At 48.9% G+C, this 12,708-nt stretch carries 12 protein-coding genes and 1 tRNA gene; 12 read left to right on the top strand and 1 reads right to left on the bottom strand.

What is annotated here, in order from left to right:
- Positions 1–358 precede the first annotated feature (358 nt).
- Complete coding sequence (locus tag BMX58_RS13900; RefSeq protein WP_068624953.1) at positions 359–928, bottom strand: TetR/AcrR family transcriptional regulator; 570 nt, start codon at positions 926–928, stop codon at positions 359–361.
- A gap of 720 nt (positions 929–1,648) precedes the next feature.
- On the opposite strand from BMX58_RS13900, the gene BMX58_RS13905 reads away from it, so the two are divergent.
- The 12 genes from BMX58_RS13905 (at position 1,649) to BMX58_RS13960 (ending at position 12,314) form a co-directional block, all read left to right on the top strand.
- A complete protein-coding gene (locus tag BMX58_RS13905; RefSeq protein ID WP_068624951.1) occupies positions 1,649–1,825 on the top strand; it encodes a Flp family type IVb pilin in 177 nt (58 codons plus the stop codon).
- A 154-nt stretch (positions 1,826–1,979) separates the two neighbouring features.
- On the top strand, positions 1,980–2,552 hold the full coding sequence (locus BMX58_RS13910; RefSeq protein ID WP_068624949.1) for an A24 family peptidase: 573 nt from the start codon (positions 1,980–1,982) through the stop codon (positions 2,550–2,552).
- Between the two features lie 17 nt (positions 2,553–2,569).
- Positions 2,570–2,965 carry a TadE/TadG family type IV pilus assembly protein gene (locus tag BMX58_RS13915; protein WP_068624947.1) on the top strand — a complete coding sequence of 132 codons (396 nt, stop codon included), beginning with the start codon at positions 2,570–2,572 and terminating at the stop codon, positions 2,963–2,965.
- A gap of 80 nt (positions 2,966–3,045) precedes the next feature.
- The gene (cpaB, locus tag BMX58_RS13920) at positions 3,046–3,762 is read left to right on the top strand and encodes a Flp pilus assembly protein CpaB (RefSeq protein ID WP_068624945.1); all 717 of its coding nucleotides are present in this window, start codon (positions 3,046–3,048) and stop codon (positions 3,760–3,762) included.
- Between the two features lie 14 nt (positions 3,763–3,776).
- Positions 3,777–4,937: a CpaE/TadZ family protein gene (locus tag BMX58_RS13925; RefSeq protein WP_131814106.1), complete on the top strand. Its 1,161-nt coding sequence runs from the start codon at positions 3,777–3,779 to the stop codon at positions 4,935–4,937.
- Positions 4,938–4,971: 34 nt separating this feature from the next.
- Positions 4,972–6,366: a TadA family conjugal transfer-associated ATPase gene (locus BMX58_RS13930; protein WP_068624942.1), complete on the top strand. Its 1,395-nt coding sequence runs from the start codon at positions 4,972–4,974 to the stop codon at positions 6,364–6,366.
- Position 6,367: 1 nt separating this feature from the next.
- The gene (locus tag BMX58_RS13935) at positions 6,368–7,327 is read left to right on the top strand and encodes a type II secretion system F family protein (protein ID WP_068624939.1); all 960 of its coding nucleotides are present in this window, start codon (positions 6,368–6,370) and stop codon (positions 7,325–7,327) included.
- A gap of 12 nt (positions 7,328–7,339) precedes the next feature.
- On the top strand, positions 7,340–8,257 hold the full coding sequence (locus BMX58_RS13940; protein WP_068624938.1) for a type II secretion system F family protein: 918 nt from the start codon (positions 7,340–7,342) through the stop codon (positions 8,255–8,257).
- A 22-nt stretch (positions 8,258–8,279) separates the two neighbouring features.
- Entirely contained in the window at positions 8,280–10,772 is a 2,493-nt protein-coding gene (locus tag BMX58_RS13945; RefSeq protein ID WP_068624935.1) for a vWA domain-containing protein, read from the top strand.
- 1 nt (position 10,773) lies between these two features.
- Complete coding sequence (locus BMX58_RS13950) at positions 10,774–11,115, top strand: DUF192 domain-containing protein (protein ID WP_068624933.1); 342 nt, start codon at positions 10,774–10,776, stop codon at positions 11,113–11,115.
- A 65-nt stretch (positions 11,116–11,180) separates the two neighbouring features.
- Entirely contained in the window at positions 11,181–12,158 is a 978-nt protein-coding gene (locus BMX58_RS13955; protein WP_131814109.1) for a pilus assembly protein TadG-related protein, read from the top strand.
- 72 nt (positions 12,159–12,230) lie between these two features.
- Positions 12,231–12,314 (top strand) — tRNA-Leu (locus BMX58_RS13960).
- The last annotated feature ends 394 nt before the right edge of the window (positions 12,315–12,708 follow it).

Here is a 12,708-nt window from a genome sequence, read left to right on the forward strand (position 1 = left end):
TAAAACCTTTATCCGAAGGATAGAACAATGGCTGCATCGCAGAATCAGACAACTTATTCTTAAACGATGGAAAAGCTCACGTACGAAGATTGACAGACTATCCAAGCTTGGTCTCGATAAAGATAGCGCAAAGCGCGTCGGATTCTCCAGAAAGAAACACTGGAGGCTCTCCAAAACGCCCGAAGTTCATCGGGCACTTACGACGAAAAGACTCCACCATTGGGGCTTAATTTCATTAAGCCTCCTGGCAGAGTCTGCTTACTCAAGGTACTGAACCGCCGTGTACGGAACCGTACGCACGGTGGTGTGAGAGGACGGTAGATGAACTAATCATCTACCTCCTAATCGATTATTCTTCTCAAAGTGCATGATTGTAAAAGCTCACAAATTCAGCCCGAATCTGTTCAGGAGGGCTGGCGAATTTCTCGTCGATCCACCAGTGGATTGTTCCTACCAGCGAATTGGTGAAGATTTTTGTGTACGAAGCCAATTGCTGTTCCGGCATATCGACTAGCGGCGTCCAGGCTTCGATCAAGGCATTATAAATCGTTTGCGCACAAATTTGGGTGATGTTTTTCTCCAACCCAGTGCTCTTGCAGATATAGATGATGTTGCGGTGGAGATAAACGTAATCGAATAAAGTGATTTCAGAAGCAATCATCGACATGCGCGGGGTCTTTTGATAATGCTTGAAGCTATCCTTGACGGCGATAGCCATACCTTCCAGCAAATCCTTCGTCACATCGTCCAGTAAATCGAATTTATCGTAGTAATGATTGTAGAAAGTCTTACGGTTATAATTGGCAGTCTCGACGATATCCTTGACGGAAATGTAGGCAAAACTTTCCGTTTCCAATAAGTGCATTAAGGCGGTTTTGAATAATTGTTTGGTTCGGCGTGCGCTTCTGCTATCTGTTCCATTCTGCATCGAAAAAACCTCCTTCTCATAAAAAACAATAGTTTCGGTTCGGGTGTTCAAAAAAACGACACACTTAACAGAATTGTTCAATTTTTGCACGAACAAAGCTTTTTTGTGGATTGTATAGAAAACAAATTAAAGTAGAATAAAGATATGAAGAAAAACACAACGCAAGACAAATGGATGTACCCAACCCTTGGATAATCCAACCAACGTTTTTGTCATCCCAAAATGACCTATATGGGTCCAAAACGACACACCCTTCGGTAATGCATCAACACACAATAATATCCGATTTTGAATCAAGCTATGTAGAAAAAAATTTGCCAATGCGCAAGCTCGACGATAAAACGCAAACAACCGAACAACCAACAGTTCCAAGAAGAGTAATTCCAAAACTCAAAAAAAATCAATAAATTCGTATGGATAAAAAACTTACTTCCAAAGGGTATGCTCCGTAATCCACAAATAATTCTAAACATATGCTTAAAAATTAACTAGAGTTAGTATGATTATAATTCATTTTCTGCAGATTGTACATCTTCAGCTCACATCGTAACGTTAAATTTTACTCCAGCCAGAAACTCTATTTTTGAGTGGACAGGAACCGGGAAATCCGGTCCATTGAAAAATGGAGTTGTTGCTGAATGAGATGACTTCGCTAGCGGGAAGCCGTTTCATAAACAACAACAACATTAAATAAGCGGATAGAAAGAGGAGGAAAACATCATGGAAATCATGAAAAGATTGGTTCGCGAAGAAGAAGGACAAGGTATGGTAGAGTATGCGTTGATTGCTGCATTAATTTCTATTGTAGCGCTGTCAGTTCTTACTCCAATTGGTACACAAATTAAAACAAAGTTTAATCAGATTCTTGTAGGATTAGGTGGCACGGAAGTCAAGTAATTAAGGTATTGCTATATTCAAAATCTGTTAGACTTTCTAAAATCCCGCTATCTCTAGCGGGATTTTTTTCTCAAACCCCTCCGCTCCGCGCTTCAAAATATCCACAATGAATTTTCAATCATAAAAAAATTCCAATCAGAAAGGAGTAAGCGACATGTTAACCGCAAACAATGCACTGTTGTTGGTGCTGATTTTGGCTTCCGGGTTCTGGGATCTGAAAGAACGCAAAATACCCAACAAAATAACGTTCACGGGAATGCTGATTGGCCTCCTGTTCAATATCATAACTGGGGGATGGACTGGTCTGCTGCAGGGCATCTTGGGATTGTTCGCAGGTTTGGCAATCTTTTTCGTGCCGTTCGCGATGGGTGGGATGGGGGCCGGCGATGTCAAGCTGATGGGCGCAATCGGCGCTTTGATGGGCTGGAGGTTTTCGGTGATGACGGCGCTGTATTCGGCCATCGTCGGTGGGATTATGGTCCTCTTCCATCTGCTATACACTGGCAAATTGCGCGAAACGCTGAAAAAAATGCTGTATGCATTAATCAACTTCCTTCTGCAGTTCGCCATTCGGTTGGGCTACAACGAGACGGTTTACAAAGCTCATGAAAGATTTTCCAAAAAAGGACAGGATTACAAAAAAATCTATATCCCTTATGGCGTGGCCATCGCCGGTGGAGCTGTGCTGGTGCTGATCGCCTACAAGAACGGGTATCCTATATTTTGACAAGGGAGGTGAGCGAGTTGAAGATTCTGGCGAAATTAAAAAGCAGCCAGAGAGGGCAGGCACTAGTTGAATTCGCCCTTGTATTACCGATGCTGCTGCTGTTGGTATTAGGCGTTTTGGAATTTGGATGGATACTGAAGGCCGAAATAGCTGTTTCAGCGGCAGCCAGAGAAGGAGCTAGGTATGCAGCTGCAGGAAAAACTGAAGCACAAGCTGAATCAGATGCTATGGCTCATGTGCCAGGGACATCAGTAAATGTAACCATCAATGAAACGTCAGTAATTGCTACCGCAGAGTCTACAGTGAATTCCTTGATTGGATTTCATGTCGACTCAAGCAGCCCATTGGGTTTTTATCTTTCTACAGCTGATCCAATCGATGCTTCTGCAAGTGTCACTATGAGGTTAGAGTAAAACCTCACGGAGAAAAAGGGAAGTAATATGTGAAAATGATTTTCTGTATTATCCAAGAAAGTCAGAAGGAGTGAAACAATGTGAAAACAAAAAAAAGGATCTGGATCATTACAGGCATCCTGGCGTTGCTCACAACCGGAATGCTCTATATCTATCTGCAGCAAGTTGAGGCATCCGCCCAGGAGAATCAAGTCGAGATGAGCGAAGTCGTGGTGGCACTCACGGATATCCCGGCACACGTGAAAGTCACTGAAGACATGCTGGAATTCAAGGAAATCCCGAGCGAAGCGGTGCATGCCGACACCTATACGGCAATCGCTGATGTGGTCGGCGGGACGACCACGACCGGATTGGTGGCCGGCGAACAAGTTTTGACGGAGCGGATCGTCGCCACTGACGAAGAAGCGGAGCTTTCCTACCGCATTCCGGAAAGCATGCGTGCGATCACGGTGGCGACCAGCGAAGTGGACGGCGTCGGCGGGTACGTGATGGCCGGGGACAAGCTGGATATCCTTGTCAGCTACACCCCTTCAGACGGCGCACAGGTCGTCTACACGCAACTGCAGAATATCGAAGTGCTTGAGAGAGGTCCGAATGCCGCAGTGACGGACAGTTCGGTGGGAACAGGCGTGCCGACTTCCCTGACGTTGCTGGTCACGCCAGCACAAGCAGAAGTCATCGCCTTTGCCAACCTGAACGGCACCTTCTACTTCACTTTGCGCAATCCGGTTGACACTGCTTGGCAGGACTTGGGCGGTTATGGCACAGATAACTTTGATTCTTGGAGAGAGCGGTGAGAAAAGTGAATAAGATGAAACTATTATTATTGGCGGACTCGGAAACCGAACGTCTGGAAATCACGGAAATGCTGAAAAACATCGACTATATCCAATTGACCGGCGATTCCATCGATGAGGCAAAAACAATGGAGTCTCTGGAGCGTTCGGCGGTGGACATCTTGCTGATGGGCTCGGGAATGAATGGCTCCAGGTATGCTTTCGCGGAAAAAGTTTCGCACCAGTTTCCGCATACGAGCATCATCATGGTGGAAGCGGAGCTGCTGGAAGAAACGATGCACAATGCCTTGTTTGCAGGGGCGAAGGATGTCTTAATCAAACCGATCGATCCGGAAAAACTGATGAACGCCATCTATCGGATCCATCAGCTGCAGGAACGGGCAGGGGTGGCGAAGGCGGACACGCCACAGAAGAAGATCCGCAGAAGTGAATTGGGGCAAGTGTACACGGTCTTCAGCACCAAGGGCGGTGTCGGAAAGACTTTTGTCTCCATCAATTTCGCGGCTTCCTTGGCGAAGAATCCGGAAAAACGCGTTGTTCTCGTCGATCTGGACTTGGACTTCGGAAATGCGGCCTTGGCCTTGAATCTCTACCCGAAATTCACGATCACGGACGTCATCGACGATATCCGGCACATGGACAGCGACCTGATCGAAAGTTATCTCATTCCGCACGAATCAGGCATCAAGGTCCTGCCGGCGAACCTCCAGCCGGCCATGAACGACTTCATCAATGCCGAACACGTCCACGTCATCCTCGAAGCCTTGCGCGAATCTTTCGACTATGTGGTCATCGATATGCCCGGCAGGTTCGTCGATACCATCATGCCAGCTTTGGCTTTGGCAGACCAACTGCTGGTCATCACCACCCCGGAACTCTCCTCTGTGCGCAACATCAAAGTGTTGCTTGTCACCTTGAAGGACCTCAATTTTCCGCAATCAAAAATCCGCATTGTCCTGAACAAAGAGGACATCAAAGGCGAGATCAAAAAAAGCGATGTGGAGACGACCTTGAACAAGAAAGTCGATGCAGCGATTGGTTTGGATTACCGCCGGGTTCTGTCCTCCTTGAACCGGGGTGTGCCGTTGGTCCATGAATACCCGAAAAACACCCTGTCCAAAAATTTCGAGAAGATGTGCGCCAAATTCAGCCAAGAGGATCTGATGAAGGCTTAAGGCACACATAACGAACGAAAAGGAGGTTGAAATTATGAATCTGGGAACGTACGGGAACTTCAGCTTTTCCGGAAAGAAAGAGGTTGACGAAAAGGAAGAGAGCCAGAGCGGTCTGGTCAAACGAAGGCGCGATCTCGATGAGTTGGCTTATGAAGCGCTGCAGATCGTCATCGATCAGCTTCCGCCCACGAAAGAAGCAGATGATGTCTCCGAGCAGAAACGGACACAGGAAAAAATCAACGACATCATCAGCAACATCATTTATGAGCAGAAACGCCATCTTTCCTATGCCGACAAGCAAAAAGTCAACCAGGCCGTCATGAACGAAATCTATCAGTTCGGACCTATCAGCGGTTTGCTGAATGACGAGACCGTCACCGAAATCATGGTGAACGGCCCGTTGGACATTTTTGTGGAACGGAAAGGAAAAATCATTAAGACGGAAAATGAATTCCGGAATGACAAGCATGTCATGCACATCATCGACAAAATCATTGCGCCTCTGGGAAGACGGGTCGATGAGAGCTCGCCCTTGGTGGACGCCCGCTTACCGGACGGGTCGCGGGTGAACATCATCATCCCGCCGCTGGCAGTGAAAGGGCCATCGATCACGATCCGAAAATTTTCGAAGGACCCCTTGACGACAGACAATCTGATCACTTTCGGAACTTTGAACGGCGACATCGCCGAATTTTTGCGCCTCTGCGTAAAAGGTCGGATCAATGTCCTGGTTTCGGGGGGGACCGGCTCCGGGAAGACGACGCTGCTGAATGTGCTCTCCAGTTACATTCCGGAGGATGAACGGATCGTCACCATCGAGGATGCTGCCGAAGTCCAACTGCAGCAAGCGCATGTCGTGACGTTGGAGTCCAGGCCAGCCAACATCGAAGGTACCGGCAGGATCACAATCCGCGATCTCGTCGTCAACTCCTTGCGGATGCGTCCGGACCGGATCGTCGTGGGTGAGGTCCGCGGCGGGGAAGCCTTGGACATGCTTCAGGCGATGAACACTGGCCATGATGGCTCGCTGACGACCATCCATGCGAATTCGCCGCGCGACAGCCTCTCCCGCCTCGAGACGATGGTGATGATGTCCGGTGTCGAATTGCCGTCACGGGCTATCCGGGAACAAGTCGCCTCGGCCATCGATCTGATCATCCAAGTCGAACGGATGGTCGACGGCAGCCGGAAAGTGACGAAAATCAGTGAAATCATCGGGCTGGAAGGGGAAATGGTCACCTTGCAGGATGTCTTCCTTTTCCGCCAGACCGGCTTTGATGAACACGGGAACGTCAAAGGAAAACACCAGGCCACCGGCATCATGCCGAACTTCATGGAAAAAATCAAAGCACACGGCGAGAATGTCCCGCCTAGTCTGTTCAAGCCGATAGCTACCGCGAGCATGGACCCTTTCAGAAAGGGGATGTAATATGGAAACATTGCTGATGTTCTTCATCTTCGCGACCGTACTGCTGCTGTTTTATTCCTTCTATCTGTTGGCGTTCGAACAGCGGGTCACCATCAAGACCCGCTTGAAACAAACCAGCAAATCGCTGGAGGAATACCATGAAGAGCAGGACAAAAAACAGAATGGGCTGCTGAAGGGTCTGCTGCGCAGCATGATCCGCTATGTCGAAAAATCGAATTACTATTCACGGATCAGGACCAAATTGGTGCAGGCCTACACCAAGATGAAACCGATCGAGTTCATCGAAATTTCCATCATGGCCGGACTTTTTTTGGGGTTCGTGCTGTGGATGCTAACGAATCATTTCTTCCTGGCGTTGCTCGGATTCGTGGTGGCATTCCGTGTACCGGAAATGTTGTTGGAAACGATCCGCAAGAAACGCTCGAAAAAACTGAATGATCAATTGCCGCAAGCGCTCAGCCTCATTTCCAACGGGCTGAGGGCCGGTTTCAGCTTCCCGCAGGCGATGGCAGTGGTCGGGCGAGAGATGGAGGCGCCGATCGCGGATGAATTCGCCAAAGTGCTGCGCGACAATTCCTACGGGAAAAATATGGACGAAGCTTTGATGGATCTGGGCAAACGGACAGAAGATGAGGATCTGGACATCTTCATCACGACCTTGCTGATCCATCTGCAGGTCGGAGGAGATCTTTCCGAGATACTCGACACAATCTCGGAAACAATCCGGGAACGCGTCAAGCTGAAAGGGGACATCCGGACGATGATTGCCCAAAGCCAAATGTCGGCCGTCATCATCGGCGTGTTGCCGATCGCGATTGCGGCAGCGATGTTCGTGATTAACCCAGCCTACATCGGGAAACTGTTTCAGGATTCCATGGGCCTGATGATGTTGGGTATTGCCGGTGCCATGATTTTTTTCGGGGCGTTCATCCTGACACGAATCGTAAAAGTCAAAATATAGGAGGGAAACCAGATGGAATACATTGTCTATATCTCACTGTTCCTGACCAGCTCCCTTCTGTTTTATCTTTTCTATGATGCGGTGCTGATGCCTAAGCAGGTTGTGAAGGAACGGCTCGACAACGTGAAGGTGATGGCCGACACGCGGGATGCTTTCGATGAGGAGATGCGCGAGTCCTTTGCGGAGCGGGTCATCAATCCTGTTTACGAGCGCATGATCCATGGGTTGGGTAATCTGGCGCCATCATCGATAAGGGAACAGTACGAGCTGCTGTTGAGCAGCAGCGGAACAAAGGATACAGTGAAATTCAATAACGTCATCGCAATCCAGTTGATGCTGGGGCTGCTGCTGGCCTTCGGTACGCATTATCTGATGCAGTTGACCGAACAGCCGACAAACGGACTGTATGTCGCTTTGGCCGGTGCTGCAGGCTTTCTGCTGCCGTACACTTCGTTGCGGACGAAATCAAGGAAGCGGATCGAAGGGATCGAACGTGCGTTGCCGAGCTTTTTGGATGTGCTTTATGTCAGTGTGGAAGCCGGTCTGGCCTTCGATATGGCCATCTACCGGACCACTGATAAGATGAAGGGCCCGTTGAGCGAGGAATTGCTGTTCACCATGAACGAAATCAACAAAGGCAGAGGACGTTCGGAAGCTTTGCGGGAAATGGTCAAACGGACGCAAGTCGCTGATTTGGGGACGTTTGTGACTTCGATCATCCAGGCCGAGGAAATGGGATCGAATATCGGGAACGTCTTGCGCATTCAGGCGGATACGATGCGCCTGAATAAACGCCAGCGGGCCGAGGCTCTGGCTGCGAAAATCCCGACCAAAATGCTGTTCCCGATAGTGTTCTTCATGTTTCCGGCGCTGTTTGTCGTCATCCTCGGGCCAGCTGTGCTGAATATCATGGAAACGTTGATGAAATGACGTCAGAGAGGAGGAGAGAAACATGCGCCCAAAAAATGCCTTCATATGGGTCTTCCTGAGCATCTTTATCGGATGGGCCACACTGCCCGGGGATGTGAAAGCTGCAATGACTGCTTCCGAGCAAATTGCGGTAGCCCTTGTCATCGACACTTCCGGCAGCATGGCCGAAACAGATCCCAACCATTTGCGGAAAACAGCAGCCGACATCTTTGTGGATATGCTCAGCCCGGAAGATCATGTGGGCATCGTTTCCTTTGCAACGGAAGCAACCGAGTTGGTCCCGATGCAGCAAGTAGGGGACACCGCGAACAAACTGGTTGTCAAGAATACACTGGATTCCATCACTAAGGTTGACGGGAACACGAACTACCGAGCTGCACTCGAAAAAGCCGAGGAACAGCTGGGAAGCATCAAGGATCCGGACGTGCGCAAAGTGATCCTCTTCTTGACGGATGGCGTTCCTGAACCGGACTATGCGCTCCGGGAGGACACGGCTTTCATGACAACTTATATGGATTCTGTCTGGCAGACGACCGCCCGTTTGGGTCAAAAGGGCATCGCCGTCTATCCGCTCGGTTTCGGTACGGTCGACACCAGCATTCTGCAGCGCATCGCTACGGACACAAGAGGGGAAGCCAAATTCTTGGGCAGTGCCAGTGACATTGCCGTGAATTTCGTTGAGGTGCTGCGGACATTGAAGAACCGCCAAGGCTTTTGGAATGAGTCGATCACCTTGGCAGGGGAAACGGTTATTCCGTTCCAAGTCGACAACTATACTTCCCAAGTGACGATGGCCGTCACGTATGATACCGCCGGAACGGATGTCTTCATCCGGCCTGTCGACAGTGAAGCCGGGAACGATCGAGTCAGCATTCAGAAGAACGAGCAGTACAGCATCCTCACGATGAACCAAAACGACGAAGAACTTGCGGGCGACTGGGAGTTGGTCATTACCGGCACCGGCAACGCCCAGTTGTTCGGAGATAAAGATCTGACACTGAAATCCTGGATGACCAGTCCGCAGGCCAATACGCAAGTGCCGATCGCTGAACCGATCGACCTGGCGGTGGAAGTGACCGGGGAATTGAATGAAGAAATGGCCGTCCAGGTTGTCGTTTCGAAAAACGGGGCTGCCGAATTGGAGACCATCCCACTAAATTTGAAAGATGGCCAATATGTCGGGACTTACGAGAATGTCGACCAGGCGGGATCCTATATTCTGGAAACGCAGATCATCAGTGGAGAGAGCGTCATCACGAGCAACTCCGTTTCGGTTTCCGTCCAGCAACTGCCTGTCCTGAAAAGCGAGCAAAAGCTGAAAGGTGACGTCTTTAAGGTCGGTGAGAGCCAAACCATCACAGGGCATTTGGAAGTGGATGAGCAGATTATGGATGGTTCGCAAGGAATCATCCTCAACAGCATGAATGTGGTAGCAACTTATTCCGATGGCCGTCAGGAAATCATCCCGATGCTGGACGGCGGTCCGGAATCAAGCGCAGACGAAACAGAAGGGGACGGTTATTACACAGCCGACTTGCCACTGTCAGAAGAAGGGGACTATGAGGTTTCGCTCGTCGCGCAAGGAACCACTCCTCAGGGCAATTTTACACTGCAGGAAGACGGTGGGGGCTATCGCGTCGTTTGGACCGGTTCGATATCCGGAAAAGTCACGGAAGAAGGCACTTATGCGAAGCCGGGCAGCACTGTCACCATTCCTGTTCAGCTCAAGAACGACTCCGAAAGAAACGAGACCATCCGGCTTTCAGTTGAAGCCGAGGATGCCTCGGCTGAAGAACAAACACTCGTCCTTGAAGCCGGGGAAACATCCGTAACGGAAATCAAACTAGCTTTGGATGATAGCGTGCCGTTGGGTACAAAATCAGTTTCCGTCAAAGTGGTGGCTGAAGATCCTTTGACGCAAGTCCAGTCGTTCGGAACAGAAATCCAACTGCTGTCCGGATCGGCCTTTTTCCAGAAAAAAACGCAGGATTTCCTGGCGAATAACGGGCTGATTCTCGGGTTGTTAGTGTCTGTACCTTTCGTCATCATAGGAATTGGAAGGTTGATCTACACCATTAAATTGAAACAGGCATTGAGCATCAGCCGGATTTTGGTTTACGCGAAAGCGGATGATTCGGAAGACGCACAAGAATGGTTGCTGCCGAAGAAAGCGGACACTAAGCTGATTGCGTTCGGCGCAGAAGACAAGGAAGCTGCCTTATCATTGGAAGGGGCAAAAATCCCATACCGGATGATCGTGAAGGTGGAAACAAGCCCCGCCCGCTTCAAATGCTTTGAAGGGTACCGGGCGCTATCAAAAACATATATACCGGTGTATATCAAAATCGAAACGACACCTCCCGGCATCTTCAAAATGGATGGCGAAGTGCACACCGGCAAAGAAATATTCGACCGGGATGTCTTTGAATCCGGCGGGTACCGCTTCATTTACAAAGCAGAAAAAGCATTAGCTGAAGAAACTAAAGCCAGAAATGTATTGGAAGGTAAGATGTGAGATGAAGAAACTGATTAATGCAAGAACCGGCGAAGTGATTTTGGAGGATCTTCAGACAGCGGATACCTTCTATGCCCGTTTTCGGGGATTGATGGGCAGACCATCGATGCCCGAAAATGCTGGGTTGATGATCAAACCGTGCAACAGTGTCCATTGTTTTTTCATGAAGTTTCCAATCGATCTGCTCTTTCTTGACGAAGAGAACCGGATAATCCGCATCATGACTGGGATGGCGCCCGGCAGCTTTTCGCCGATAGTCAAAGGGGCCAAAAGTGTAATCGAAATGAACAGCCAAATACTGACCGGAAGCGTCAGGATCGGAGATATAGTAAAAACATCGTGATTTGGTCTTACTTCACGTTTCAATAAGAGGTATGCGATATTTTTTCGAGAAATGAGGTGAGGGCAGTGTTGGGTAGAATTATTAAGCGGTTGAAGACGGAGGAAGACGGGCAGTCCTTGGTGATGATTGTGCTTTTGCTGGGAGTCCTTTTGGGCTTTTCGGCATTGGTTGTTGACGTCGGATTGATGTATGCCGAGAAATCTAAGTTGCAGAATGCGGCTGATGCGGCAGCTTTGGCCGGTGCAATGGAATTGCCGGATAAAACTGCGGCTGAAAGCGTTGCTGAGATCTATGCGGACAACAATGAGGTACCTTTTGAAGACGTTATAATAACTTTCCCTGAGAAAACAAAAATCAAGGCGGATGTTGAAGGTGACGTGCCATACATTTTCGCTAAATTCCTGAATCTGGCCGGTAACGGAACAACTGTCAAAGCGACTGCAGTCGCACAAGTGGAATACCATTGGGATGGGCAAGCGCTGCCCCTGACGAATACCGGCAGCCTCTATACATCCGAAAATATCCTGCTCAGGACCAACAAATCACCTGGAGATAAATCCCAGATTTACGACTTCTACAAGAAAACGAGCAGCACCGGGAAAAACAGCTATTACGTAAAATATGACGACGGCATCGTCATTGATCAAGGTAATGGGAACACAACCTCAAATATCGACGGCTCATTGAAATTGAATCCGGTGGTGGCGGATATCCTGACGTCGGCCAAAGTTGGTGATACATTTTATTTGCTCAGCGTCCGTTCGGATATTATCGACAGTTTCATGAATCATAACGGATCAATACTGGTGACCGATAAGGACGGCTCCTCGCAAACGAGAACAGCCAATAATGGGGGGCTCAAAGCCGGAGATGTCATCCCCTTTAATATGCTCGTATTATTGGAAGTGGCTTATGTGGATAGGAAAGATGCAAATGACACCGATATTGAGATGAAATACATCCAAGAATATGACATTGTCAACGGAGTCTATCCTGAGGGAAATGAGAAATTCAGTTCAACTACCTCGAAATTGATCGAGTAATTTTTTTGATGAAAAAAGAGTACAGCCATTGACAACAAACGACGCCAATACTATAATGAAATAGTTGGTTTTGCGGTCATGGCGGAATGGCAGACGCGCCAGCTTGAGGGGCTGGTGGGAGTTACTCCCGTGGAAGTTCGAGTCTTCTTGGCCGCATCATAACAAATAGGATCCCTTTCATCGTGCAGATGGCAGGGATCCTATTTGTGCGCCCGGCATGGGTGATAACTTGGTGGTGAAAGTCCACTACAGGCTTTGCAGTAGGAACTGTTAGCGAAAGACAAGGGTGTCCACCGTGAGGTGGAATCTGAAGGAAGTCGGACGCAAACACTCGCACTGACGAACAGAAATCTCATATAAGGCTGGATGGAGACGGACGAGCTTGCAAAACAAAGTAAAGTCCCATACTGCACGAATCTCCTACAGTAAATGAGGCAGTGACATGAGTGGAAGGTTATCATTCTTACCCGGGGAGGTCTCGCTAGCAGGAATCCCTGTAGTAACAACGAATAGCGAGAAGTCAGCAGAGGTCATAGTAGCGAAAATGTAG

Source organism: Trichococcus ilyis (genome assembly GCF_900109135.1).
Taxonomy (GTDB): domain Bacteria; phylum Bacillota; class Bacilli; order Lactobacillales; family Aerococcaceae; genus Trichococcus; species Trichococcus ilyis.